This is a genomic window from Novosphingobium sp. HR1a, assembly GCF_015594425.1.
Lineage (GTDB): Bacteria > Pseudomonadota > Alphaproteobacteria > Sphingomonadales > Sphingomonadaceae > Novosphingobium > Novosphingobium resinovorum_A.
Genome location: NZ_JABXWS010000059.1, coordinates 127,999 through 152,888, shown reverse-complemented (window position 1 = coordinate 152,888; position 24,890 = coordinate 127,999). Strand labels below are relative to the sequence as shown.

Below are 24,890 nucleotides of genomic sequence, written 5' to 3'. Positions count from 1 at the left end.
CGCGGGTTGGGGTGCACGGGACTGCCTTGATCCTCCCTGTCGCGAAGCGATGGGGAGGTGGCAGTCGCGCAGCGGCTGACGGAGGGGGCCGGCTCCCCCCTCCACCACCGACTTCGTCGGCGGTCCCCCTCCCCATTGCTGCGCAACGGGGAGGATAAGGCATCAGCGCCCCAGCTTGTCGATCTCGCGCGTGGTCTCGACCGGATCGCTCGCCACCGGCTCGATCGATCCCAGCGCCGCACCCGGAGTCACGCCCAGCAGTGCATTGAGCCGGGCCTTGAAGGCATCACGCTCGCGCCCGTCGATCTCGGGCCGCTGGATCACCGCGATTCCCGCCGGATTGATGGTGCGGCCGCCGCGATAGGCCTCGAAGTGGAGATGCGGTCCCGTCGAGAGCCCGGTGGAGCCCACATAGCCGATCACCTGCCCGGCTCGCACATGCGTACCATTGCTGACGGCGATGCGGCTCATGTGGCCGTAGCCGGTGCCGAGACCGCCGCCGTGCTGCAGCCGCACGTAGTTGCCGTGCCCGCCATGCCGCCCGGCGAACGTCACCACGCCGTCCGCCACCGCATAGATCGGCGCTCCATAAGGCGCGCCGAAGTCGATACCGGCATGCATCCGCACATAGCCGAGGATCGGATGGCGCCGCCCGCCATAAGGCGAAGTGATCCGCGTGCTCGCCACCGGCTGGCCGATCGGCACCGCGCGCGGCTGGCCGATGGAGCTGGCGGCGAACATCTGCCCATCATTGCCCCAGCGCATCAGCTGCAGCTGCGGCTTCCCGCCCCGCGCGACGCCTGCATAGAGCAGGTCGCCCACCTCGCGCTCGCCCTTGGCCGAGCGTTTGTAGGACAGGATCATGTCGAATTCGTCGCCCGAGCGCAGGTCGCTGTCGAGGCTGAGATACTTGTCCACCGCGCGCAGGTACGACTGGATCACCCCCACCGGCGCCCCGGCATTGCGCGCCGAGCGGTAGAGGCTGGAGCCTACGGTGCCGCGAATGCGCAGCGGGGTCTCGTCGACCCGGATCGGATGGCGCACCGCCATCAGACCACCGGCACCGCGCTCGATGGAAAGATCGAGGTCGAACCGCGCCCGGAACGACAGCGAATCGAGTGCCCGCGCCGCGCCCTCGGCGGGACGGCGGCCCAGCGTGATGTCGAACTGCGTGCCCGAACCGATCTCTCCGGCCGGCACGACCTGGCCGACAAGCTGCGTCACTTGCGCCACCTCGGCCGATCCCAGTCCCGCGCGCTGGAGCAGGCCGGGGAGGGTGTCGCCCTGTCCCAGCGTCGAGGTCAGCTGCACGGTAGGTCGCTCGGGCACACCGGTCAGCGGGCTGACCAGCGGCGTCGCACCCATGTGGCGGCCGGTGTCGGCGCCGAGAGCGAGCGGGGCGATCGACTGGCTGCGGAATTCGCCCTGCTGGCTGGCGTCCAGCGGCATCGTCGCCGCAGCCTCGACCGCGCTGAAACCGGGGAGCAGGGCCAGCGCCGCGCCGCTGAGGCCCAGCATCGTGGCGAGCCCGCGCAGCCACTTGCGGCTGCCGATGTCGGCGGCAAGGTCGGGGGCGAGTTCGATACGGTCGCACCAGCTCTCGACCCGGGCGCGCAGGGAAGGGCGGGGTGAAGCTTCGTCGTCCCGGACCTGATCCGGGACCGCTGGCCGAGAACGGCCTTGCTCGGCGGGAAACACCAGAAGCACGGCATCGTCGCGCCGTGTGGCCGCAGGCGTCAGCCCGTCCGGGTTCTGAGTTTCAGCGCGATCATCACGATCGCGCTGCTGCGGCTTGAACACCTTCGCGCGGTTCCCTCGTTGCAACCCTTTGGTCCGCGGCGGCGGACCTCGCGCAATTTCCCTGCCCGAACAAGGTTACGAACATCCTAAGACTGTGGATTCAGGGGGGTCTGCGGGATACCCCGAGTCTTGCGAGCGGCGGGCTGCGGTGCCACATTCACCGGCATAATGGTTCAGCACCGGAACGGCTCGGCATTAAAGGACGCTCCCGGCGCGGTGAAGGCGGTGCTTGGCCCGACCAACACCGGCAAGACACACCTCGCGATAGAGCGGATGTGCGCCCACTCCAGCGGCATGATCGGCTTCCCGCTGCGCCTATTGGCGCGCGAGGTCTACGACCGCGTAGTCAAGATCAAGGGCGAGGCCAGCGTCGCGCTCATCACTGGCGAGGAGCGGATCGAGCCGAAGAACGCCCGCTACCTGCTCTGCACGGCCGAGGCGATGCCCGTGTCCGAACGCTCGATGGCCTTCGTCGCCATCGACGAGGCGCAACTGGCGGCGGACCGCGAGCGCGGCCACGTCTTCACCGACCGCCTGCTGCACGCACGGGGTCGCGAGGAGACGATGATCCTCGGCTCCTCCACCGCCGAGCCGCTGGTGAAGGCGCTGGTGCCCGGGGTGGAGGTCGTCACCCGCCCGCGCTTCTCCACCCTGACTCACGCGGGCGCGAAGAAGCTCAGCCGCGTGCCGCCCCGCAGCGCCATCGTCGCCTTCTCGACCGAGCAGGTCTATGCCATCGCCGAAATGCTGCGCCGGTTCCGGGGCGGCGCGGCGGTGGTGATGGGCGCGCTCAGCCCGCAGACGCGCAATGCGCAAGTCGCGCTCTACCAGTCGGGGGAGGTGGATTATCTCGTCGCCACCGACGCGATCGGCATGGGCCTCAACCTCGATGTCGAGCATGTCGCCTTCGCGGGCCTCTCCAAGTACGACGGCCGCCGCCACCGCCGCCTGACGCCGCCCGAGATGGCGCAGATCGCCGGGCGGGCAGGGCGCCACCAGAAGGACGGCAGCTTCGGCACGCTGACGGGAACGGGCGGCCACGATTCCGAATTCGATCCGGAAGAAATCTACGCGATCGAGGAACACCGCTTCGCGCCGCTGACCAAGCTGTTCTGGCGCGAGCCGGAGCCCCGCTTCGACAGCCTCGCCACCCTGATCGCCGACCTCGAGACGCCGCCGCTGCGCCCCGAACTCGCGCCTGCGCCCGAGGCCATCGACCTTGCCGTGCTCAAGCGCCTCGCGGACGAGGGACCAGTGGCCGACACCGTTCGCGGCTTCGGTCAGGTACGCCGCTTCTGGGACGTGTGCCGCCTTCCCGACTTCCGCCAGCAGGGCGTGGAGACGCATTCGCGCTTCGTCGCGCGGCTGTGGCAGGACCTCCGCAGCGGCGAACTCGGGGCCGATTTCGTCGCCGGGCAGATCGCGCAACTGGACCGCACCGGCGGCGACATCGACACGCTGCAGGGCCGCATCGCCGCGATCCGTTCGTGGGCCTACATCGCCCAGCGTCCCGATTGGGTACTCGCCCGCGACGAAATGGCCGCCCGCGCCCGTGCGGTTGAGGCTCGACTTTCGGACGCACTTCACGGAAAGCTGACGGAACGATTCATCAACCGCAGGACGGCCGTTCTGATGAAGAAGCTGGGACCGGATACCGGACTGCTCTCGGTCCGGCTGGAAGACGAGGAAGTGCTGGTCGAGGGCGAGCACATCGGCTCGCTGCGCGGCTTCACCTTCCAGGTCGATCCCGGCGCGCGCCTGTCTGATCGCAAGCTGCTGCTGGCGGCGGCGGAAAAGCACTTGTCCACGCTGCTCGGCACGCGTGCGGATGCGCTGGTCACGGGCATTCACGAAGGCACCGCCGCGATCACCCTGGCCGACGGCGCGCTTGTCTGGGACGGGCAGAAGCTGGCGAGCCTCGGCCCCGGCCGCTCGCTGCTGACGCCGGTGATGGTGCCCGACCGCGCGCTCGATGCCGTGCCCGACGTGTCGCGCAAGGCGCTCGTCGCCGCGCTGGAAGTGTGGCTGGAGGCGGCGCTGAAGCCGCTCGCCCCGCTCGCCAAGCTGGACGAGGCGAGCCGCGCGACCGACGCCGGGTCGGACTTGCGCGCGCTGCTCATCACCCTGGTCGAGCGCGGCGGCATGACCCCGCGCGAGGATTCGGGGCTGGACCGACTCGACAAGCAGCGCCGCACGATGCTGGCGCGGCTGGGCGTGAGGGTAGGGGCGCTCGACCTCTTCGTGCCCGCCATGCTGCGCACGCCGGTCATCGCGCTGTGGCGGCAGCTGGCGAAAGTTTCGGGCAAGAAGGAGGGCGGAGCGCCCGCTCCCGACATGCCGCCGGTGCTGCCTGCCGGAAACCACCGCCCGCCGCCCGGCTACCGCGCGCTGGGCAAGCAATTGCTGCGCCTCGACATGGCCGAGAAGCTGCTGCGCGAAGCGCATGAACTTCGTGCGGCGGAAAAGCGCGGCAGCTTCGCGCTCGATCCGGCGCGGGCGGTCTCGATGGGACTGACGACCTCCAGCTATGCGCGGCTGCTCCGGCTCGGCGGATTCCAGCCGCTGATGCCGCGCGCGCTGGCGGAAGGACAGCACGGGCCGCCCGCCCCGGTGCGCTGGCGCTGGCGTCCGCCCCGCCGCCAGGCCGAGCCCGAGCGCGCGGCTCCGGTACGGCGCGACGGCGCCTTCGCGGCGCTTGCGGACATGGTGCGGTAGGCCGGGTGCGTTAGGGAGGACCGATGGCGACAGGGATGCGCGTCGACAAGCTGCTGTGGTTCCTGCGCCTCGCCAGGACCCGGCCGGTCGCGCAGACGCTGGCCGAAGAGGGCCACATGCGGCTCAATGGCCGCCGCATCGACCGCGCCCACCAGAAGATCGCGGCGGGCGACGTGCTGACGCTTCCGATAGCTGGAGGCGTGCGGGTGATAGAAGTCCTATCCTTGCCCGAACGGCGCGGACCCTATAGCGAAGCTGTCAGCTGCTACAGAGTGCTTGACGGCAGGCCCGTCGATCCCATAGCTGCGCCCGAATCGAATGACGCCTGAAGGAAGGATACCGCACTCATGACGTATGTCGTCACCGACGCCTGCATCAGGTGCAAGTACACGGACTGCGTGGAAGTCTGCCCCGTGGACTGCTTCTACGAAGGCGAGAACATGCTGGTCATCAACCCCAGCGAATGCATCGACTGCGGCGTGTGCGAGCCCGAATGCCCGGCGGAAGCGATCCTGCCCGACACCGAGAGCGGCCTTGAGCAGTGGATGGAGATCAACGCCAAGTATTCGGCGGAATGGCCCAACCTCACCACCCGCAAGGACGCGCCGGACGATGCCGACGCGATGAAGGGCGAGGAAGGCAAGTTCGAAAAGTATTTCTCGCCCGAGCCCGGCGAAGGCGACTGATCCTGCTGCGGCGGGCCTGAGGCTCGCCGATCAAAACCCGCAGATTCCCGTGGTTTGCGCTTTGTGCAACAGAGCCACGGAAGACCCATGAGGCGCGAAACGGAAACGTTTACGCGCCTCTGGATTTTTTGGCATATTGCTGCTATATAATCGTTCAACTGCCCGAGCCTTCTGCTCGTTCGGCAGGCATTTTCATTGCGAGGCAGGGTTCGAAAGCAGACGGTTGGGAGAGTGATCTGACCGGGCGCGGAGACGATTCGTCTCCCTGTCGCACCCCCGGTTATCTCCCGATTTGAACAAACTGGAACCCTGCAGGTGAAAGGACGATACATGGCAACCAGGATCGATGCATTCGATGTTGGAGATTACGTCGTTTACCCGAAGCACGGTGTTGGTCGGGTTATTGAGCTGCAGAAGCAGGAAATCGCCGGGATGCAGCTCGAGCTTTACGTGTTGCGGTTCGAGAAAGAGCGCATGACCCTGCGCGTTCCCGTCAACAAGGTCGAATCGATCGGCATGCGCAAGCTGTCTTCGGACAAGACCCTGCGCGAAGCGCTCGATACTCTCAAGGGCAAGCCCAAGGTGAAGCGTACCATGTGGTCGCGCCGTGCCCAGGAATACGAAGCGAAGATCAACTCGGGCGACCTCGTGTCGATCGCAGAAGTGACCCGCGACCTGTTCCGCGCCGATGACCAGCCCGAACAGAGCTATTCGGAGCGTCAGATCTTCGAAGCGGCTTCGTCGCGCCTGGCCCGCGAACTCGCGGCAATGGAAAAGACCGACGAGCAGGCCGCGCTCAAGAAGATCCTCGCGATCCTCAACGAGCACGCGCCCAAGTACTACGACACCGCCGAGACCGCCTGATCCTTCAGGCGTTCCACGTGGAACCATGGGGCCGCTTCCGCAAGGGAGCGGCCCCTGTCGTTTGTAGTCCGGCGTTTTCGCGGCGATTGTTCATTGCGCTGTCATCCGGCGCGTGTGAAGCTGAAGGGATGAAGCGTGTTGTCGTCCCCGTCGCCATTCTAATGGCCCTGCCGATGCTTTCGGGCTGCGTGCGCACCGCCGCAAGCATCGTCACCGCTCCGGTACGCGTGGCAGGCAAGGCGGTCGACTGGACCACCACCAGCCAGTCCGAATCCGACGAAAAGCGCGGCCGCGCCCTGCGCAAGCGGGACGAGGAACTGGGCAAGCTCAATCGCAGCTACGAAAAGAACACCCGCGACTGCCAGCGCGGTTCCGAAGCCGCCTGCGACCGTGCGCGCAACGATTACGGCGCGATGCAGGACTTGCGCGAAAAGGCGATCTGATCGCGCGCGGGGAGGGCGATGGTGCCTCCTCCCATCCTTCGACAAGCTCAGGATGAGCGGGTGGGAGGTTTATAACACCCTTCGCCGAGAGGTTCAAACTACCTCCGCTCACCCTGAGCTTGTCGAAGGGTCACCGCTGAGCTTGAGGAAAGCTCCAGCTATCAATGCACCGGCGGATCGACCGGCGGCACCTTGCCGACCGGCGACACCGGCTCGCCCGGTTCACGCGGCGGCAGGGCGTTTTCCGGCACTTCGTCGATCTGCATCGCCGGAGTCGGCACCTTCTCCAGATTGCGCGCGGTCACCCGGATCTGGTCGCCGTCGATCACGATCTCGTTGAAGCTCGGCGGGGTGGAGCGAATGCGCTTCGACAGCGTGCCCGCACCGATCATCCGCAGCGGCCCGGCGGGCGTCTGCTCGGTCAGGTCGAACGGGTCGTGGATATGGCCCGAGAGCACCGCCATGACCTTGCGCCCGGCCAGCACTTCCATCGTGCGGGTGCCGTTGATGGTCAGCAGCTTACCGTCCGCGCGGCGCTCGGGCAGCGGGTGGTGGCAGGTGACGAGGACGCGCGTGCCTTCGGGCAGGGCGTCGATCTGCGCCAGCGTCTGCTTCAGGGCATGATCGGTCACCCAGCCGTTCGACCAGGGGAAGCGCTGGTACTGCGCGCGCGTGGTCGTGCGCAGCGGCACGATGGCGAGGTTGGGCAGGTCCAGCTGGGTCTCGACCATCCGCTCGATCGCCTTGAACCGGCGATAGGGGTCGAAGAAACGCTGGTAGAGGTTGAAGTAGGGGATGTCGTGGTTGCCCACCTCGACCGTCACCGGCACGTCGAGCCCCTGAATCCACTCGCACGCGGCCTGGAATTCGGGGTGGCGGGCACGCATGGTCAGGTCGCCGGTGATCGCGACGGCATGCGGCATCTCACGATCGATGCAGGCCTTGGCCCAGTCGATGGCCTGCTGATCGACCAACCCGAAATGGATGTCGCTCAGGTGGAACAACCGCAACGGACCGTTGTACATCGAGGCCGTCTTGCCGTGCATTATCCGTCGAACTCCTTCGTCGTCACCAGGTCGACCTCGCAGGTGCCCAGTTCGAAAATTTCCTCGGCGGCGCCGTCGAACGGCTCGCCGTCTATCAGCAGGCCCATCGGCTCGCCCGTGGGGCAGACCAGCCGCAGCCTGGGGTGACGGCCAAGTTCGTCGTGCGGGCCGTCGCGAAAGTTCCGGTTGAGCAGGGCGATGCCTTGCCCGGCGTAGTCCCCCAGCGACTCGGCATAATAGCCGTTCGCTCGGAGGCCGTCGTCCTTGGGAACAACCGTGATCGCGGCATAGCCTTCCTCTCGTCCCCCGTCGACCTCCGTACTACCGACCTCGGCGCACATGACTTTCGGGCCGTTCGCGGACTGGGCGATCGCCTCGCGCGTCGAGGCGACGAAATCGATCACGTTCATCGCGCGCATCGCCTCGCGCACTTCGTTCCAAACCGTCCCCGGCCCGGCGAGCGCGCCGGTGAGGCCGATGCCGTGGCGGGAGACGATTACCGGCGGACGCACCGTGCTCAGGGCCGCGCCGGAAAGTCGCGCGACGATCTCGGGCGCAGGTACGTCGCCGTGCATGCGCTTGGCCAGCAGGTTCATCGTTCCGCCCGGCAGCACCAGCACGGCACCGCCCCAGCCATAGGCCTCCATGACCACCGAGTGCGTCGTGCCATCACCGCCGAATACCGCCAGCATATCCACGCCCGCCGCATCGAGATCGGCGGGCTGAGGGGCGGGATCGTCGGGAAAGCGCAGCACCCGGTCAGGGCCGAGGCCAGCCGCCTCGAAGGCGGCGAGCAGTTCCTCCACCGCCGCGTCGTTGTTGCTGCCGCTGGCCGCGTTGCAGACGAGCCAGACCTTTGCCGAAGATGTGCCGTTTGAAGTCATGCCCGCACAAGCGCCCGAGCCGGGGCAGGGTTCCCCGGCGAAGTTCCCTTCAAACGCGCCCGCTGAAGACCAGCCATGCGGACACGCCATTGAGGGCGGTATAGAGCGCGTAGATCAGCGCCCAGCCGGTCGCCCCCGACGCCGCGACGATCATCACGCCGACCAGCATTACGAACTCGACGATGAGGCTGAGCCGCCCGCCAAGCGCCTGGAAGAACCACGGCACATGCATCAGCATCGGGTGGTTGCTTTCGAGCAACGCCTTGTGCGCGGCGAAATTGACGATTCCGAGACAGAATACGAGGATCAGGGGGGTCATGTCCGGCCAGTCTATCGACTGCGCGGCAGCAACGCCACCGCCTTGCGCACGATTCGATCGCCCGTGGCGCACGACGCGTCATCATCTTGCATGTCGTTCGTCGACTACAAATGTCGTTGGTCCGTCTGCCTGCGCCTTCGTCGGATCACTTCTGCCCGCAATCGACCTTCGCGTGATCGTGTGCCGGATGTGAGGCACATCACACTCATCGAGCCGGACGGAACACAGTTCTTCCCCACGGCTCACACCGTGAGGAGGAAAATACCATGTTCAAGACCGCACCCAAGACCGCCATCTTCGCCGCCGCAGCCCTCTGCACCGTCGGCCTGTTCTCGGCCCCGGCCGCCTTCGCCAAGAGCGTCGAAGTCCGCTACGCCGACCTCGACCTCGGCACCGTCGAAGGGCAGGGCATGCTGCAGAAGCGCATCAACAAGGCCGCCCGCAGCGTCTGCCGCGTCAGCCGCCCGACGACGGGCACGCACATCGACAGCAACGTCGACACCGAGTGCTACCGTCAGGCCCGCCTGAACGTGCAGCAGCAGGTCGCCGCCGCGATCGACAAGGCCGACGACACCCGCCTCGGCGGCTAAGGCTTAAACCCCATCAATCCAGGTCCCAAAAGAAGAAAAGACCCGGAAAAATCCTGATGGCGGGCTTAGCGGCCCGCCATTTTCTTTACGCCGGGAAGATACGTTCGACCGATCCGCAAGGCCTCTCCGTCCGCCGTTTCCGCCGACCAGACGCCTAGTCCCTCATGACGCAAGCCCGAAACGTGGCTGCGTTGCAGGATGCAGCTGCGATGGATACGGATGAACCGCTCGGGGTCGAGGCGCTCCTCCAGACTGGTGATGGTCTGGAGCAGCAGGTAGCTCTGCGTCCCCACATGCAGCCGCACGTAATCGCGCTCTGCATCGATGCGCTGGACCTCGGCGGCGGGCACACGCACCAGTTCGGATCGGTGCGGCACCCAGAATTCGTCGAGCCACTGGCTGAGCGCCGGAACCTGCGCCCGCTCGCCCCGGCGCGACACCACGCGGGTCACCGCGCGCTGCAGGCGATCAGGCGCCACCGGCTTGAGGACATAGTCCACCGCATCGAGATCGAAAGCCTCGACCGCGAACTCATCGTGCGCGGTCACGAAGATCACCGCCGGAGCGTCCGGCCGGCCGCCCAGCGTGCGCGCCACGGTGAGCCCGTCGGTCTCCGGCATCGTCAAGTCGAGCAGCACCAGGTCGGGCGTCAGCGCATCGATCAGCCGCAGCGCGGCCTGGCCGTCGCTCGCCGTGCCGATCACGGAAATTCCTTCGATCCGGGAGCAGATCACCTGCATGCGCTCGACCGCCAGCGGCTCGTCGTCGACGATCAGGGTGCGCAGGGGAGCGGCAGGCGCCGCGCCTTCGGGCTCAGACATTACCCGCCTCCAGCGGCATGCGCAGGATCGTCGCGAAACCGCCGTTCGGGCGCTTGCCGTAGGAGATCGTCGCAGCCTCGCCGTAACGCGCCCGCAGGCGGTCGCGCACGTTGTTGAGGCCGATGCCGCAACCCTCGGTCTTGATCTTCAACTCGCCGCTCATCTCTCCGGGTCCATCGTCATGGACGGCGACGACGAGCTGGCCACCCTCGCGCCGCGCCTCGATGGCAATGGTCACCGGCCGCTGCGTCGCGGCGACGGCATACTTCACGGAATTCTCGACGAGTGGTTGCAATATCATGCCCGGAACTTTCGCATCGAGAACGGCCTCGTCAATATCGATATGCGTTAGCAATCGATTGGGGAAGCGGACTGCCTCGATCGCGAAGTAAAGGCGCTGCAGCTCTATCTCGTCAACCAGCGAAAGATCGTTGGTGGGATCACCTGACAAAGTGCGGCGGTAGAACGTCGACAGCGTCTGGATCATCTCTTCGGCATCGTCCTGCCGTCCGACCATGACCAGCGCCGACAGCGAATTGAGCGTGTTGAACAGGAAGTGCGGATTCACCTGATAGCGCAGCGAACGCAGTTCGGCCTGTTCGGCGGCGCGGCGGTATTCGCCCTCGCGCCGTTCTGCCGCGCGGGCCTCCTCGGCCTTGGCGAGCGCGAAGTAGAGCGCCACCCACGCGAGCACGAGGAAATAGCGGCCGAACGCCGTGTCAGCGATGTTCGCCCAGCGCCCGAAATTGGCGCCGAGGGCAGAGTTGGTCTTGATCGTGATCGCCGAGGAATGCTGCGGCTGGGCTGCGCCGCTTTCCTCGCTCGGCGCATCCGTCGGCTCGTCCGGAACCTCGCTGGATCCAGGTGCGGGCGGGGCGGGGGGAGCGGGCGGCGGCAGGATCTTGGGCAGGTCCACCAGGATGTTGCCGGCCTCGTCCTGCGTGATGCGCACGTTGCCCGCAGCCACTGCTGCCGCATCTTCCTCGCTGCCGTAGGCTGCCGGGCGTTCTATGTCGGAGAAGATCACGTCGTTGACGATGCTGAGCACCAGCGACAGCGGGAACGCGCCGATCAGCACGATGGCGAAGCGGACCCGGCCCGATTTGCGATCCAGCAACTGGAGCAGCGGCCAGACGGCGGCCATCACCAGCATCGAGACGATGCAGATCGTCAGGCGCCGCGACAGGAACGACCAGTCGAGGTCGAACCCCATGACCAGACCGCGCAAGCTGGCCACGATGAAGTAGCAGGCCCACAAGGCCGCCAGCGACAGGAGGACGAGCCGCGCCGGAACGCGGGGAGGGGGTGCTGCTTCGGACATTACCGCCCGGTCTAGCGCGAAAACGGTTCGTCGCACCACACCTTCCATCGGACGGAGATTGTCGTTGGTCGAAGGGGGGGTCTAGCCGAAGGGGCTTCGACAAGCTCAGCCTGAGCGGAGTGGAGAGCGGACTCTATATTCCGCTCAGGCTGAGCTTGTCGAAGCCCCCTCCTCATCAGGAGAAGGGGGCAATCGGTTACGCCTGCAGGTGTTCCTCGGCGATCTTGGTCTTCCACACCGGCGGGGCCAGCGTGTGGACGTTCTTGCCTTCGGAATCGACGGCCACGGTCACCGGCATGTCCTGCACGGTGAATTCGTAGATCGCCTCCATGCCGAGGTCCGCGAAGCCGACGACCTTGGCTTCCTTGATCGCGCGCGCGACGAGGTAGGCGGCGCCGCCTACCGCCATCAGATAGGCCGACTTGTGCTTGGCGATGGACTCGGTCGCCGCCGGGCCGCGCTCGGACTTGCCGATGCTGGCGAGCAGGCCGAGGTCGAGCATGGTGTCGGAGAACTTGTCCATGCGGGTGGCGGTGGTCGGGCCGGCCGGGCCGACGACTTCCTCGCGCACCGGATCGACCGGGCCGACGTAGTAGATCACGCGGCCCTTGAAATCGACCGGCAGTTCCTCGCCCTTGGCCAGCATGTCGGCGATGCGCTTGTGCGCGGCGTCGCGCCCGGTCAGCATCTTGCCGTTGAGCAGCAGGCGGTCGCCCTGTTTCCAGCTCTGGACTTCCTCAGCGGTCAGCGTGTCGAGGTTGACCTTGATCGCTTCCTTGCTGGGCTTCCACTCGACCTTGGGCCATTCGTCGAGGTTCGGCGTCTCGAGGAAGCTCGGGCCGGAACCGTCCAGCGTGAAGTGCGCGTGGCGGGTGGCGGCGCAGTTCGGGATCATCGCGACGGGCTTGCCCGCAGCATGGCACGGCCAGTCGAGGATCTTGACATCGAGGATCGTGGCAAGGCCGCCGAGGCCCTGCGCGCCGATACCTAGCGCGTTGACCTTGTCGAAGATCTCGATGCGCAGCGCCTCGATATCGTTCTGCGGGCCGCGCTGCTTCAGCTGCGCCATGTCGATCGGCTCCATCAGGCTCTGCTTGGCGAGCTTGACGCAATGCTCGGCGGTGCCGCCGATGCCGATGCCCAGCATGCCCGGCGGGCACCAGCCGGCACCCATCTGCGGCAGCATCTCGATCACCCAGTCGACGATGGAATCGCTGGGATTCATCATCTTGAACTTGGACTTGTTCTCAGACCCGCCGCCCTTGGCCGCGACGTCGACCGAGATTTTCGAGCCCGGGACCATCTCCACCGACAGCACGCAAGGAGTGTTGTCCTTGGTGTTGCGGCGGGTGAAGGCGGGGTCGGCCAGCACCGAGGCGCGCAGCTTGTTCTCGGGGTGGTTGTAGGCGCGGCGCACGCCGTCATCGACGACGTCTTGCAAGCTGCGCTCGGACTCGAGGCGGCAATTCTGGCCCCACTCGATGAAGACGTTGACGATGCCGGTGTCCTGGCAGATCGGGCGGTGACCCTCGGCGCACATGCGGCTGTTGGTCAGGATCTGGGCGATGGCGTCCTTGGCCGCCGGGCCCTGCTCCGCTTCGTAGGCGTCGCCCAGCGCGCGGATGTAATCCATCGGGTGGTAGTAGCTGATATACTGCAATGCGTCGGCGACGGACTCGATGAGGTCCTCTTCGCGGATGGTCACCATTTCTGTCATGGAATTCTCCGGTCTTCTTGGCCCGATCTGGCGGATAACGTCGGATTTTTGCCGCTCCATAAGCCGCATGGGCGTGATCGTCAAAGTGCTTGATCGGATCGACGGGCGTTGTTTCATGGGGCTTGGCCTGAGAGGCCGGTTCGCATAGAAGCGGCCGCATAGTGTCGTCTTCGCGATTGCAGCGATCTGCCGCAAGCCCCGCGAGCGAGTGAGGGAATACACGAATGACCTTGACCGAGGACCGGTCGGCTCCTGCCACCGACTTTTCTGCCGCCCGTCGCGCCATGATCGTCAGCCAGCTGCGGACCAGCGGCGTGAACGAGCCCTGGGTGCTGGAAGCGATGGCCGGTGTTCCACGTGAAAACTTCGTGCCCGCCGAACTGCGCGACGCCGCCTATATCGACCGCGCCGTGCCGCTGGGCGATGGCAAGTTCCTCGGCGCCCCGCTGGTGCAGGGCAAGATGCTGCAGGAAGCCGTTCCGGCGAAGACCGACAAGGCGCTGATCGTCGGCGACGGCGAAGGCTACCTCGCCACGCTGCTGCGTCCGCTGGTCGGCTCGCTCAACGCCGTGGCGCCAGCCGCTGCCGGTGAAGCCGCTTCAGGCGAATACGACCTCATCGTCATCGACGGCGCCATCGAAGTGCTCCCCGATGCCCTCTCCGCACGTCTCGCCGAGGGTGGCCGCGTGGTGACCGGCGTGACCGAGCGCGGCGTGACCCGCCTTGCGGCCGGCACCAAGGCAGGCGGCGTGACCTCGCTGCTGCCGCTGGCGGAGCTGGGGATTCCCGTGCTTCCCGAATTCGCCGCTCCCAAACGCTGGAGCTTCTGAGCATGGCCCGGATCGCGTGGCGTTCCGGGCTGCTCGCGGGGGGATGTCTGATACTGACGGCCGGCGCGCCTGCGCGGGCCGACACCCTGCGCGATGCGCTCGTTTCCGCCTATCAGACCAATCCCACGCTGGAATCGGCGCGCGCCCAGCAGCGCGCCACCGACGAAGGCGTGCCGATCGCCAGGGCTGCGGGGCTACCCAGCCTCAGCACGACCGAAACTTATACCAAGAACCTGAAGCAGAGCGAAAACTCGCTCACGGCTCCGTCGAAGATATTCACCGCGGATGCCCAACTGGGCGTGCCGATCTATTCGGGCGGCGCGGTCAGGAACCGGGTCAAGGCTGCCAAGATCCGCGTCGGCGCCGGTCAGGCCGATCTGCGCGGCACCGAGGCTTCGGTCTTCTCGCAAGTCGTCGCGGCGTACATGGACGTGATCCGCACGGAAGCGATCGCCGGGCTTAACCGCAAGAACGTGGCGGTTCTCCAGACCAACCTCGATGCGACCAACGACCGGTTCCAGATCGGCAACCTCACGCGCACCGACGTCGCCCAATCGCAATCGCGCCTTGCGACGGCAAAAAGCGATCTGCTGACGGCGGAAGCCAACCTTGCCGCCGCGCGCGAAACCTACATCCGGTTCGTCGGTCATGCACCCGAAGCGCTCGACGCGCCGCCGCCGCTGCCGAACCTGCCCGCCAACGCCAGCGAAGCGGCGACGATCGCGCTCGATGCGAACCCGGACATCATCGCTGCACGCGAACGCAGCAAGGCCGCGGACAAGGACATCGACGTTGCGGGCGCCAGCCGCCTGCCGACGCTGAGACTGTTCGGCCAGGGTACGTACAACAACTACTTCAACACGCTGGCGCGCGGCGCGGTGAACGCGAGCGTGGCGCAAAGCGATTCGTCCGCGCAGGCCGGGGCACAGCTGTCGATCCCCATCTTCCAGGGCGGCCTTCCCGCCGCGCAGCGTCGCCAGGCACAGGCGACGGCTTCGGCCACGCTGGAGCAGGAAATCGCCACCGAACGCGACGTGATCGCGCAAGTTCGCTCGGCCTTCACCTCCTACGTCGCCTCCAACGACCTGATCCGCTCCTCGCAAGTCGCGGTGGATGCGGCGACGTTGAGCCTGGAAGGCGTGAAGGCGGAGAATTCGGTGGGTCGGCGCACGATCCTCGACATCCTCAATGCCGAGCAGGAATTGCTGAACGCGCAGGTCACGCTGGTGACGGCGCGGCGCAATGCCTACGTCGCCGGGTTCTCCCTGCTCGCGGCGATGGGCAAGGCCGAGGCGCGCGATCTGGGCCTCGACGGCGGCACCCTCTACGATCCCGACGTCAATTACGAACGCGTGCGCGGCAAGTTCTTCGACTGGGACGACGACGATGCGCCAGTGGCCCGGTCCACGCGCACCGTTGACACGCCGGTGCAGGACGGCAACATTCCCGCTTCGCAGGAGCCCTGATCCCGTTTGCGGATAAGGACTTGGATGCGCGGGACTACAGGGATTTAGGCAGATGCGTCAGAACGGTGAACCTTCGGTCGAGGAGATCCTCCAGTCGATCAAGCAGGTCATCGCGCGCGATTCCCGCCTCGAAACCCGTACCAGCCGCACCGAACGCCTGATGCGCGAGCCGGAACCGCTCTACGCCGACGAGGATGAGGACGATGTCCTCGAACTCCAGGAAGCCTCGCAGATTACCGCAGCGGGCGAGACCGACGAAGGCCCGTTGCTGCACGATCAGGCGCGCGATTCGATGCGCGAATCGCTCGCCGCGCTCGCCATGCTGTCCGAGCCCGGCGCGCAGCCGCAGATCGTCCGCTCCGGAGAAACCTCGCTGGAGGCGCTCGCCAAGGAGCTTCTCCGCCCGGCACTGACCGAATGGCTGGACCGCAACCTGCCGGCTATGGTCGAACGCCTCGTCGCTGCCGAAATCGCGCGGATCGTCGGCAAGAAGGGCTGATGGGGCTTCGACAAGCTCAGCCTGAGCGGCGTTGAGAGGTTTACAACTACACCCGCTCACACTGAGCTTGTCGACGGGTCACGGATGAGCCTGTCGAAGCCCCATCGCCCGGACGGGCTGGACCTCAAGGCCCACACTTCCTACCTTCACCGGGTATGCCGAAACCCGATCCCGCGCTGCTCGATCCCGCGCGCTACCCGTTTTCCTGCCGCATCGAGCCGCGCTTCGGCGATCTCGACGTCAACATGCACATCAACAACGTGGCGATGGCCGGATTCCTCGAGGATGGCCGCGTGCGCTTTCACCGTGCCAGTCGCTATCGCGAGGGACTTGTCGGTCTGTCCTCGATGATCGTCAGCATCGGCATCGAATATCTCGGCGAGGCGCACTATCCCGATGCCCTGACCGTCCATACCGCCATCGAGCAGGTCGGGCGTTCCAGCCACGGCCTCGTCCAGTTGGTGACGCAGGACGACCGGATGGTCGCGTTCTCCCGCTCCACGATGGTAACGGTCGGCGAGGACGGCCCTGCGCCGATGCCAGCCACTTTCGCCAGCCAGACCGAGGAATGGAAACTGCGGCCATGAGCCACCACGCCATCGCCAAGGCCGAGGAAGCCTTCGCCAAGACCGGCAGCGACATGATCCGCCGCCACATCTTCATATGCGCCGAACCGCAAAAGGGCGAATGCTGCTCGCCCGAGAAGGGGCAGGCCGCGTGGAAGTTCCTCAAGAAGCGGCTCAAGCAGCTCGGGCTGGACGGAAAGGGCGGCGTGGCCCGTACCAAGGCGGACTGCCTGCGCATCTGCCACGCCGGGCCGGTCGCGGTCGTGTGGCCGGACGGAGTCTGGTATCACTCGTGCGACGAGGACGTGCTGGAGCGGATCATCCAGCAGCACCTCATCGGCGGAGAGCCGGTCGAGGAGTTTCGACTGCACGCGCCGGGAGGTTGAGGCCCACCCCGTCCGGCTAGATCGCTACGCTCTCAAGCCTCCCGACCCTCCCGCAAGCGGGAGGGCTGACGCACATCTCCCCTCCCGCTTGCAGGAGGGGTAGCGAGACTTGGGAGCTTGCTCCCTAGTCGCAGCGGGGTGGGGCTGACGGCGGGCCCTTACTTGTAAGGATCATCATCCTCGAGCGGATCGACGATCGCCTCGTCATGCCCGGTCCCGCTCGACAGGAAAGCAAGCCCCATCAGCGCCGAGGCCAGCAGCATGGTGAAACCGATGCCCAGCGCGGTCGCGATGTAGAAGTGGATCGAGACCATCCCGTTGGAGCGGTACAGCAGGATTATCGACCCGATCACCAGTCCGACCGTGATCGTCATCATCCAGCGCATGATGCGCAGGTAGCGCGCCCAGGCATGGGCAGCCTTGCCGGGATCGTCGAGGGGCGAAGACGGTATCATCGCGCCCTATCTGGGCCTGACGGCGTCTCATCGCAAGCATGACGTGACGAGTCCGACGCGGCTGTGATACGCTCCGCCCCGGGGGCAAGCTGCGGGAACAGAGGCTCCTTTCAGGAACAGGGAGAGCTGACGATGACCATCGGTCGAATTATCGAAGGCCGCGATGCCGTAGTCACCTGCGACGTTGCCATGACCGTGCGCGAGGCCGCCGGAATCCTCGCCGAAAAGAGAATCGGCGCAGTGCCGGTGATGGAAAACGGCGAAATCGCCGGAATCTTCTCCGAACGCGACGTAATCTACAAACTGCGCGAACTGGGCGCCGACATGCTCGACATGCCGCTCGGCCACATCATGACCGCGCTGCCCGTGACCATCGAGCCCGAAACCTCGGTCATGGCGGCGCTGTCGCTGATGACCCGCCGCCGCATTCGCCACCTGCCCGTGGTGAAGAACGGGCGCATGGTCGGGTTCGTATCGATCGGCGATCTGGTGAAATACCGGATCGACAAGATCGAGAACGAGGCTGCCGCGATGCGGGATTACATCCAGACGGCGTAAGGGCTTCGACAGGCTCAACCTGAGCGGAGTTGAAGGTGTGGCACCACGTCCGCTCACCCTGAGCCTGTCGAAGGGTCACCCCGAGCTTGTCGAAGGGTCAGGCCGCGCCTACATCGGACGCATGGAACAGCAGACCGTGACTCTCAGCCCCTCGGCCGCCGCGCGCGTCGCCGCGATCGCGAGCAAGCAGGGCAAGCCCGCAATCCTGCGGCTTGCCGTCGAAGGCGGGGGCTGCTCGGGCTTCCAGTACAAGTTCGGCCTCGCCGACGCCCCCGACGCGGACGACAGCGTGGCCGAGACCGACGGGGTGAAGCTCCTTGTCGACTCGGTCAGCCTCGACCTCGTCCAGGGTTGCGTCGTCGACTTCGTGGAGTCGCTAGGCGGCGCGGCGTTCCGGGTGGAAAACCCGAATGCCGCCGCAGGCTGCGGCTGCGGGTCCAGCTTCTCGGTATGAGGATCTCCACCTTCAACATCAACGGCGTCAAGGCACGCCTGCCCCGTCTGCTCGAATGGCTCGAGGAAACCCGTCCCGCCGTCGCCTGCCTGCAGGAGATCAAGACGCAGGACGAAGGCTTCCCGATCGCCGAGTTCGAGAAGCTGGGCTACAAGGGCATCTGGCACGGCCAGAAGGGCTTCAACGGCGTCGCCATCCTCGCCGACGGGGAAATGCCCGTCGAAGTCCAGCGCGGCCTCGATGGCGAGCCCGAGGACGAACATTCGCGTTATCTTGAGGCGCAGGTCTTCGGTGTGCGGATCGTGTGCATCTACCTGCCCAACGGCAATCCGCTGCCCGGCCCCAAGTTCGACTACAAGCTGCGCTGGATGGAACGCCTGCGCCGCCGCATGGACGTGATCAAGGCCGAGGAAGTGCCGGCCATCATCACCGGCGACTACAACGTCATCCCGACCGACCGCGACGTCTGGACGCCCTCTGCAATGGCCTCCGACGCGCTGATGCAGCCGGAATCCCGCGACGCCTACTTCCGCCTCCTCGGAGACGGCTGGACCGACGCGCTCGCCACGCACAACCCGCGCGGAGGGGTGTGGACCTACTGGGACTATCAGGCAGGCGCCTGGCAACGCGACCACGGCTTCCGCATCGACCACTCGCTGCTCTCGCCCGAACTGGCGGACCGGCTGGCGGCGTGCGGTGTCGACAAGGTTCATCGCGGGCGGGAAAAGGCCAGCGACCATGCGCCTGTGTGGGTCGAACTGAAGGCCGCCTGAAACAAAAAATCCTCCCCGTCGCGAAGCGATGGGGAGGGGACCGCCGACGAAGTCGGTGGTGGAGGGGAAATAACCCCTCCGTCAGCCCTGCGGGCTGCCACCTCCCCATTGCTTCGCAACAGGGAGGATCAGCGATCAACGATAGAAGATGTGGTTATCCACCTGAGCCAGCTTCGTCAGCTTGCTCCAGCGCGGCGACACGCGCTTGGCGTGGAAGAACAGTGCGCCCTTGGCCTTGCTCTTCCAGGCGCCGTCCTCGGCGATCTGGGCGATGGCGACGGCTTCCTGCCAGCTGGGCGAATTCTCACGCACGGCGGGCATCGAACGGCCCCGGATGAACGAGAACTGCGAGGGCTGGTAGACCACGCCGCAATAGCTCGTCGGGAAGCGGCCCGACTTGGTGCGGTTGACGATCACACGGCCCACGGCAAGCTGGCCTTCCAGCGATTCACCGCGTGCTTCGAAGTAGATCGCGCCGGCAAGGCAGCGCATGTCGCGCGACATGTCGTCCGGCGTCTCCTGCTGAGACACCAGTTCCTGAAGGGAATCCGCATCGGGGGCGTCTGCTTCCTCGGTCTCGGTCTCGGCGGCGGGAAGCGCCTGCACGACCGGTTCGGAAACGAACTGCGGGGTGGGCTTCGTTTCTACCAGCGTCGGAATGAAATCCGATGCGGCGGCGCCCGAGCCCGTGGCGCCTAGAAGAGCGGTGAGAACCGTCGCGGCCAGCGCAATCGCGCTCGCCCACTCAACTTTCTTTCGCATTCAAACTTGATCAAAGGCGGTGAACCGGTCCGACACAGGCTGGAACGGAATGCCACGAAGTGACGTTCTGTTTCCGTCGAGCCTGCCGACGATTCCCCGTCTGCGTGCTAGCCGGACGAGCCGAAGTGCTGTCCGAGCCGCTTTCGCGTCAGTGAAGGGGGCCTTTAGGCTGTGGGCCGGGCAAGTCAACCCGCACCGGGTCAGGCCCCGATGAAGCGTTCGGCGTCTGCGCCATCGAGTTCGACGATCCACACGTCGGGGTCCTGACGCTTGCGCCGGTCGAGGTACTCCTGAAATTCGAACGGGTTTTCAGGATCCTGAGTCTTGGAGCAGCGCCAGCGCCGGGTGCCGTCGAGCTCCGGCATCCGTTCATGAAGGCGCACATTCGATCCGTTGTGCGAAAGAACGACAAGGATCGTCCCGGCGTCCTGTTCGCCTTTAGCCAGCACCGTCGCGAATCCGCCCTCGCCATTGACGCGGCGAATCAGTGCGGAAACCTCGAGGTGAGCGGGGAGGCGGGCATCCATCAGGCTTGCGGAATCGAATAGCCGGGCAGGCTGGAGAGCGCGATGCGCGATCGCATGAACGTTCCGGTGCCGCGCCCGCATTCCTCGCCGTCCTCGTCGATCAGCCAGGACTCGGCCACCAGCACGCGGCGGCGACCGCTCACCCAGCGGCCCTCGCACACGATACGGCCGCCCTTGATGGGCTTGGACAAGTGCAGGTTGAACGAGGTCGTCAGCAGGAAGCGATCGGTGACGTGAGTGTTGGCGGCGTAAAAAGCCGCATCGTCGAGCATCTTGAAATAAATGGTCCCGTGCGCCGCCCCGGCCGCATGGAAACAGTCGGGCTCGACCAGGAACGTGATGCGCGCATGCCCATCGCCGACGATTTCCAGCTTTGAGCGGAACATCTGGTTGATGGGGGCGGAGGCATAGAGCCCCTCCAGCGCGCGCCAGTGGAGCCCGGCGCCGCCCTGACTTTGGCCTTCGGCAGTGTCTTCAGGCGGCATCGCGGTCGATGACGTTGCTCAGCAGGCTGTAGAGCGCTTCGGTGCCCGGAGCGGCCAGCAGAGCTTCGTGCATGCGCTCGTCACGCATCATGCGCGAGATTGCCGCCAGAGCATGAAGATGTGTCGCGCCCGCGCCTTCGGGGGAGAGCAGGCCGAACACGAGGTCGATCGGCACGCCGTCCGCAGCTTCGAATTCGACCGGGGAAGCGAGGCGCATGAACACGGCAACGGGACGCGTCAGCCCGGCCATGCGTGCATGGGGGATGGCGATGCGTCGCCCGAACCCGGTGCTGCCAAGCTGCTCACGCTCGGTGATGCGCGCCAGCACGGCCTGATGGTCGAGACCATAGACCGAAGCGAACCGAGCCGCGAGGCGGTCCAGGATGATGTCCTTGCTGTCCGCGTCGAGGGTGATGACAGCCTCGGGCGCCAGCGAAAAAAGCCCACTCATTGCGTTTCTGATACTTGACCGGTTGCCAACATTGCATGCTCCGAAACCCCCGGCGGAAAACCGGGGGTTCGTTTCTTCCTCTCGTTGCGATCAGAAGCTGTGCGCGAAAAGCGTCAGTGCGGTTCGACCCAGCCGATCGACCCATCACCGCGGCGGTAGACCATATTATGCCGCCCGGTGCCAGCATTTTTGAAGAAGAGAGCCGTAGTATTGCGCAAGTCGAGCATCATTACCGCGTCCGAAACGGTGGCTTCGGGAACGTCCACCCGGGTTTCGGCGATGACCACGGGGGCGTCGGCTTCGAGGTCGTCCGTGTCGTTGTCTGCGACGTTCTCCTCGAAGATCGTGTAGGCGGCGTCCTCGGCCGCATTGGCATGGGCCGTCTGTTCGGAGCGGTCCTTCAGGCGGCGCTTGTAGCGGCGCAGCTGCTTGTCGATCTTCTCGGCGGCCTGATCGCAGGCGACATGCGCGTCCTGCGCCATGCCGCTGCCCTTGAGCACGAGGTTCTGCATCACGTGCATGATGATGTCGCACTTGAACGCCCCCGCCGGCGCTCGGCCGAAAGTGACGTGAGACGACAGCGCCCGGTTGAAATACTTCTCGATGATCGCCGTGAGCTTGTCGTTGGCGTGGACCTGCAGGGCCTCGCCGGTTTCGACCTGGTGACCAGAGACGCGGATATCCATGGGCGTTTCTCCTTAGACTTAGAGTTCAGGCACCCCAGAGCGGGGTATCGACCGACTTGAGAAACTCTGCGTGCGCAGAGAGTTCCGCCTCGGTAGCCGCGTGGGGACGCGGCTGACGGAAAATACGGTTCTTCGTGTTGAGAACCTTGATTTCCGTCACGATCTCAGTGGTTTCTGCAGAAAGTTCGAGGCCGATCTGACGGCCTCCCCGCAGTTCCACGTAAACTTGGGCAAGCAATTCGGAGTCGAGCAGCGCGCCGTGCTTGGTGCGGTGGCTGCGGTCGATCCCGTAGCGACTGCAAAGCGCGTCGAGCGAGAGCTTGGCGCCGGGATGGCGCACTTTGGCGAGCGCCACGGTATCGACCATGCGCTCACGCGAAACCTCGGGAAGCCCGCATAGCTTCAGCTCGGCGTTGATGAAGTTGAAGTCGAAGTTGGCGTTGTGCGCCACCATCGCGCTGTCCTCGATGAAGTCGAGGAATTCCTGCGCGCAGGCCGAGAACAGGGGCTTGTCGGCGAGGAAGGCGTCGGACAGGCCGTGCACCGCCTCTGCCTCCGCGGGCATGCCGCGTTCTGGGTTGAAATAGGCGTGGTAGGTGCGCCCGGTCACCACCCGGTTGACCATCTCGATGCAGCCGATTTCCACCATGCGGTCCCCGTTTTTCGGGTCGAAGCCGGTCGTTTCGGTGTCGAAGATGATCTCTCTCATCCCTCTCCATATCTGCCTGTGCGCCCCCATGTGCAAGGGGCTGGAGCGGATTATTCGGCTCGCCTCAGCGCCTGCACGATACCGGCCACCTGTTCGCGGGTCGCATCGAGCGTAGTGCCGGTGTCGATCACGTAGTCGGCACGCGTGCGCTTCTCGGCATCGGGCACCTGAAGTGCCAGAATCTGCTCGAATTTTTCCGCAGTCATGGCCGGCCGCGCGAGCACCCGGCGGCGCTGTTCCCCGGCCGGGGCGGACACTACCGCGACGGCATCGAGGCACTTTTCGCTGCCCTTTTCGTAGAGCAGCGGAATGTCGAAGACGACCAGCGGCGCCTCGGCATTGTCCCGCAGGAAGTCCCCCCGCATCGCCGCGACGGCGGGGTGGACGATTCGCTCCAGAGTCACGAGCTTGTCCTTGTCCTGGAACACGACGGCACCCAGCAGGGGTCTAACGACACCTGACGCATCCGTAGTGCCGGGAAAGGCCGCCTCGATCAGCGGCACCAGCGCGCCGTTCGGACCCTGCAGTTCGTGCACCGCCGCATCGGCATCGAACACCGGCACGTCGAGGTCGCGCAGCATCTGCGCGACCGTCGACTTGCCCATGCCGATCGATCCGGTGAGGCCCAGAATTTTCACGACAGAATCAGCTCGCGCAAAGCGGCGTCGCGGTCGCGGGGAGGGCGGGCGCCGAAGAAATGCGTGAACGCTGAGTCCGCCTGACCGATCAACATGGCGAGGCCGTCCACCGTCTCGAACCCGGCGCCGCGTGCATCCTGCAGGAACTGCGTGTCGAGCGGACTGGTGACGATATCGTAGACCACGCTGCGCGGCGGCGCGTGGCTGAAGTCGAAGGCCAGCGGCGGCTGCCCGGTCATGCCGAGCGGGCTGGCGTTGACGACAAGGTCGAAGCACTGCTCGCGGTCGTCGAAGGCGAAGTCGGTGGCGTCGGCGAAGTGGTCGAGGCCGATGGCGTGGTGCTCGCCGCCCGGCGCGAGTTCGTCGAGCATGGCGCGCGCCTTGGCCGGATCGCGGCCCGCGAGGACGATGACGAAGTGCTCGTTGGCCAGCCCCGCGATGATCGCCCGCGCCGCGCCGCCGGTGCCGAGGATGCGGGCCATGCGGAAGAGGTGCGTCTTCGCCAGTTCATCGCGCACCGGCTCCAGGAATCCCGGCGCGTCGGTGTTGTAGCCGGTGAGGGTGCCGTCGGACTCGCGCACGACGGTGTTGACCGCGCCGATCTGCGCAGCGAGGGGGTCGAGCCGGTCCATCAGCGGCAGGATCGACAGCTTGTGCGGCATCGTCACGTTGCAGCCGCGCCAGTCGGGATCGGCGCGGCGCTTCGCGAGATAGTCGCCGAGGTCCTCCAGCTTGACGAGGCAGTGGTCATAGCGGCCTTCGATCCCCAGCTCGGCAAGCCAGAAATTGTGGATCGCGGGCGACTTGGACTGCGCGATCGGATCGCCGATCACTTCGGCATAGCGTGTCATCGCGTCAGGACTCCCAATCCGCGCAGCGCCGCCTGTACCTTGAGCAGCGGCATGCCGAGGATCGTGAAATAGTCGCCGTCGATCTTCTCGAACAGCTGCACGCCGCGTCCCTCGATCCGGAAGACGCCGACGCAGGCACCGACTTCGGGCCATTCCGCGTCGAGGTAGCTCTCGATGAAGGCATCGGACAAATCCGCGACATGCAACTGCGCCACCGCGTTCTCCGCCCAGAGCACTTCGCCATCGCGCACGAGGGCAGCCGCGCTGTGCAGCTCCATCACCTTACCCGAGAAGAAGCGCAGATGCTCGGCCGCGTTCTCCCGGCTGGCGGGCTTGTCGAACCGCCGCCCACCGCAGGACACGAGGGAATCGCTACCGAGCACGACCGCACCCGATGTTTCACGTGAAACATTCAGGGCCTTTGCCTTCGCAAGTTCCAACGCGACTTCGGGCGCGGAGGCATCGCCGAGCGCTGCCTCGATCCCGCGTTCGTCGACATGGGCGGGCTGGGCGCGGTAGGCGATGCCCGCCGCTTCGAGCATGGCGCGGCGTGAACCGCTCTGGGATGCAAGAACGATCATGGAAAAC

At 66.0% G+C, this 24,890-nt stretch carries 31 protein-coding genes; 14 read left to right on the top strand and 17 right to left on the bottom strand.

Going from position 1 to position 24,890, the window contains the following annotated elements; genetic code table 11:
* Positions 1-162: 162 nt before the first annotated feature.
* Positions 163-1,800, bottom strand: coding sequence for a M23 family metallopeptidase (locus HWN72_RS16635; protein ID WP_289357493.1), 1,638 nt, complete (start codon positions 1,798-1,800; stop codon positions 163-165).
* A gap of 168 nt (positions 1,801-1,968) precedes the next feature.
* On the opposite strand from HWN72_RS16635, the gene HWN72_RS16630 reads away from it, so the two are divergent.
* The 5 genes from HWN72_RS16630 (at position 1,969) to HWN72_RS16610 (ending at position 6,508) form a co-directional block, all read left to right on the top strand.
* Positions 1,969-4,515, top strand: a complete 2,547-nt coding sequence (locus HWN72_RS16630) for a helicase-related protein (RefSeq protein WP_211150750.1) — start codon at positions 1,969-1,971, stop codon at positions 4,513-4,515.
* Between the two features lie 23 nt (positions 4,516-4,538).
* Entirely contained in the window at positions 4,539-4,844 is a 306-nt protein-coding gene (locus HWN72_RS16625; RefSeq protein WP_008830933.1) for an RNA-binding S4 domain-containing protein, read from the top strand.
* Positions 4,845-4,862: 18 nt separating this feature from the next.
* Positions 4,863-5,201, top strand: coding sequence for a ferredoxin FdxA (gene fdxA, locus HWN72_RS16620; RefSeq protein WP_008830932.1), 339 nt, complete (start codon positions 4,863-4,865; stop codon positions 5,199-5,201).
* 330 nt (positions 5,202-5,531) lie between these two features.
* On the top strand, positions 5,532-6,065 hold the full coding sequence (locus tag HWN72_RS16615) for a CarD family transcriptional regulator (RefSeq protein WP_008830931.1): 534 nt from the start codon (positions 5,532-5,534) through the stop codon (positions 6,063-6,065).
* Positions 6,066-6,193: 128 nt separating this feature from the next.
* On the top strand, positions 6,194-6,508 hold the full coding sequence (locus HWN72_RS16610) for a hypothetical protein (protein ID WP_211150749.1): 315 nt from the start codon (positions 6,194-6,196) through the stop codon (positions 6,506-6,508).
* A 161-nt stretch (positions 6,509-6,669) separates the two neighbouring features.
* Here HWN72_RS16610 and HWN72_RS16605 read toward each other — a convergent pair whose 3' ends face one another.
* From HWN72_RS16605 to HWN72_RS16595, 3 genes are read right to left on the bottom strand one after another with little or no spacing between them, the layout of a single operon-like run.
* Positions 6,670-7,554, bottom strand: a complete 885-nt coding sequence (locus HWN72_RS16605; RefSeq protein WP_197524381.1) for a metallophosphoesterase — start codon at positions 7,552-7,554, stop codon at positions 6,670-6,672.
* Positions 7,554-8,438, bottom strand: a complete 885-nt coding sequence (locus HWN72_RS16600; RefSeq protein ID WP_036525628.1) for a diacylglycerol kinase family protein — start codon at positions 8,436-8,438, stop codon at positions 7,554-7,556. The genes HWN72_RS16605 and HWN72_RS16600 overlap by 1 nt, the downstream gene beginning before the upstream one ends.
* A gap of 49 nt (positions 8,439-8,487) precedes the next feature.
* The gene (locus HWN72_RS16595) at positions 8,488-8,757 is read right to left on the bottom strand and encodes a hypothetical protein (RefSeq protein ID WP_211150748.1); all 270 of its coding nucleotides are present in this window, start codon (positions 8,755-8,757) and stop codon (positions 8,488-8,490) included.
* Positions 8,758-9,023: 266 nt separating this feature from the next.
* On the opposite strand from HWN72_RS16595, the gene HWN72_RS16590 reads away from it, so the two are divergent.
* Positions 9,024-9,347 carry a UrcA family protein gene (locus HWN72_RS16590; protein ID WP_008830926.1) on the top strand — a complete coding sequence of 108 codons (324 nt, stop codon included), beginning with the start codon at positions 9,024-9,026 and terminating at the stop codon, positions 9,345-9,347.
* A gap of 65 nt (positions 9,348-9,412) precedes the next feature.
* Here HWN72_RS16590 and HWN72_RS16585 read toward each other — a convergent pair whose 3' ends face one another.
* The 3 genes from HWN72_RS16585 to HWN72_RS16575 form a co-directional block, all read right to left on the bottom strand.
* Positions 9,413-10,168, bottom strand: a complete 756-nt coding sequence (locus tag HWN72_RS16585) for a LytTR family DNA-binding domain-containing protein (protein ID WP_036525632.1) — start codon at positions 10,166-10,168, stop codon at positions 9,413-9,415.
* Complete coding sequence (locus tag HWN72_RS16580) at positions 10,161-11,489, bottom strand: sensor histidine kinase (protein WP_036525634.1); 1,329 nt, start codon at positions 11,487-11,489, stop codon at positions 10,161-10,163. Before HWN72_RS16580 ends, HWN72_RS16585 begins: the two co-directional genes overlap by 8 nt.
* Positions 11,490-11,685: 196 nt before the next feature.
* Positions 11,686-13,206, bottom strand: coding sequence for a fumarate hydratase (locus HWN72_RS16575; RefSeq protein ID WP_211150747.1), 1,521 nt, complete (start codon positions 13,204-13,206; stop codon positions 11,686-11,688).
* 224 nt (positions 13,207-13,430) lie between these two features.
* On the opposite strand from HWN72_RS16575, the gene HWN72_RS16570 reads away from it, so the two are divergent.
* The 5 genes from HWN72_RS16570 (at position 13,431) to HWN72_RS16550 (ending at position 16,953) form a co-directional block, all read left to right on the top strand.
* Positions 13,431-14,036, top strand: coding sequence for a protein-L-isoaspartate O-methyltransferase (locus tag HWN72_RS16570; RefSeq protein ID WP_211150746.1), 606 nt, complete (start codon positions 13,431-13,433; stop codon positions 14,034-14,036).
* A gap of 2 nt (positions 14,037-14,038) precedes the next feature.
* Positions 14,039-15,502 (top strand): TolC family outer membrane protein, encoded by a 1,464-nt coding sequence (locus HWN72_RS16565; RefSeq protein ID WP_008830921.1) that lies wholly within the window; start codon positions 14,039-14,041, stop codon positions 15,500-15,502.
* Positions 15,503-15,554: 52 nt separating this feature from the next.
* Positions 15,555-16,001, top strand: a complete 447-nt coding sequence (locus HWN72_RS16560) for a DUF2497 domain-containing protein (protein ID WP_008830920.1) — start codon at positions 15,555-15,557, stop codon at positions 15,999-16,001.
* 155 nt (positions 16,002-16,156) lie between these two features.
* Positions 16,157-16,588, top strand: coding sequence for a thioesterase family protein (locus HWN72_RS16555; protein WP_211150745.1), 432 nt, complete (start codon positions 16,157-16,159; stop codon positions 16,586-16,588).
* A complete protein-coding gene (locus HWN72_RS16550) occupies positions 16,585-16,953 on the top strand; it encodes a ferredoxin (protein WP_008830918.1) in 369 nt (122 codons plus the stop codon). Before HWN72_RS16555 ends, HWN72_RS16550 begins: the two co-directional genes overlap by 4 nt.
* 158 nt (positions 16,954-17,111) lie before the next feature.
* Here the strand turns inward: HWN72_RS16550 and HWN72_RS16545 are convergent, their stop codons facing one another.
* Positions 17,112-17,408: a hypothetical protein gene (locus HWN72_RS16545; RefSeq protein WP_008830917.1), complete on the bottom strand. Its 297-nt coding sequence runs from the start codon at positions 17,406-17,408 to the stop codon at positions 17,112-17,114.
* A 132-nt stretch (positions 17,409-17,540) separates the two neighbouring features.
* Here HWN72_RS16545 and HWN72_RS16540 point away from each other — a divergent pair, with 132 nt between their 5' ends.
* From HWN72_RS16540 to xth, 3 genes are all read left to right on the top strand, one after another.
* Entirely contained in the window at positions 17,541-17,966 is a 426-nt protein-coding gene (locus HWN72_RS16540) for a CBS domain-containing protein (RefSeq protein WP_008830916.1), read from the top strand.
* 121 nt (positions 17,967-18,087) lie between these two features.
* Positions 18,088-18,420, top strand: coding sequence for an iron-sulfur cluster assembly accessory protein (locus HWN72_RS16535; protein WP_036525641.1), 333 nt, complete (start codon positions 18,088-18,090; stop codon positions 18,418-18,420).
* Entirely contained in the window at positions 18,417-19,193 is a 777-nt protein-coding gene (gene xth, locus HWN72_RS16530) for an exodeoxyribonuclease III (protein WP_008830914.1), read from the top strand. The genes HWN72_RS16535 and xth overlap by 4 nt, the downstream gene beginning before the upstream one ends.
* Positions 19,194-19,328: 135 nt before the next feature.
* On the opposite strand, the gene HWN72_RS16525 is transcribed toward xth, so the two are convergent.
* The 9 genes from HWN72_RS16525 to HWN72_RS16485 all read right to left on the bottom strand — a co-directional run bounded on the left by HWN72_RS16525 (position 19,329) and on the right by HWN72_RS16485 (position 24,883).
* Entirely contained in the window at positions 19,329-19,955 is a 627-nt protein-coding gene (locus HWN72_RS16525) for a cell wall hydrolase (RefSeq protein ID WP_008829270.1), read from the bottom strand.
* A 200-nt stretch (positions 19,956-20,155) separates the two neighbouring features.
* Positions 20,156-20,482: a DUF1491 family protein gene (locus tag HWN72_RS16520; RefSeq protein ID WP_211150744.1), complete on the bottom strand. Its 327-nt coding sequence runs from the start codon at positions 20,480-20,482 to the stop codon at positions 20,156-20,158.
* Positions 20,482-20,967, bottom strand: a complete 486-nt coding sequence (locus tag HWN72_RS16515; protein WP_036525646.1) for a PaaI family thioesterase — start codon at positions 20,965-20,967, stop codon at positions 20,482-20,484. The genes HWN72_RS16520 and HWN72_RS16515 overlap by 1 nt, the downstream gene beginning before the upstream one ends.
* On the bottom strand, positions 20,957-21,418 hold the full coding sequence (locus HWN72_RS16510) for a PTS sugar transporter subunit IIA (protein ID WP_036525647.1): 462 nt from the start codon (positions 21,416-21,418) through the stop codon (positions 20,957-20,959). Before HWN72_RS16510 ends, HWN72_RS16515 begins: the two co-directional genes overlap by 11 nt.
* Positions 21,419-21,531: 113 nt before the next feature.
* Positions 21,532-22,104 (bottom strand): ribosome hibernation-promoting factor, HPF/YfiA family, encoded by a 573-nt coding sequence (gene hpf, locus HWN72_RS16505; RefSeq protein ID WP_008829266.1) that lies wholly within the window; start codon positions 22,102-22,104, stop codon positions 21,532-21,534.
* A 25-nt stretch (positions 22,105-22,129) separates the two neighbouring features.
* A complete protein-coding gene (dnaQ, locus tag HWN72_RS16500) occupies positions 22,130-22,813 on the bottom strand; it encodes a DNA polymerase III subunit epsilon (RefSeq protein ID WP_008829265.1) in 684 nt (227 codons plus the stop codon).
* A 50-nt stretch (positions 22,814-22,863) separates the two neighbouring features.
* Entirely contained in the window at positions 22,864-23,451 is a 588-nt protein-coding gene (gene coaE / locus HWN72_RS16495) for a dephospho-CoA kinase (RefSeq protein WP_211150743.1), read from the bottom strand.
* Positions 23,448-24,302: a shikimate dehydrogenase gene (locus tag HWN72_RS16490; RefSeq protein ID WP_211150742.1), complete on the bottom strand. Its 855-nt coding sequence runs from the start codon at positions 24,300-24,302 to the stop codon at positions 23,448-23,450. The genes coaE and HWN72_RS16490 overlap by 4 nt, the downstream gene beginning before the upstream one ends.
* On the bottom strand, positions 24,299-24,883 hold the full coding sequence (locus tag HWN72_RS16485; protein WP_211150741.1) for a nucleoside triphosphate pyrophosphatase: 585 nt from the start codon (positions 24,881-24,883) through the stop codon (positions 24,299-24,301). Before HWN72_RS16485 ends, HWN72_RS16490 begins: the two co-directional genes overlap by 4 nt.
* Positions 24,884-24,890 lie beyond the last annotated feature (7 nt).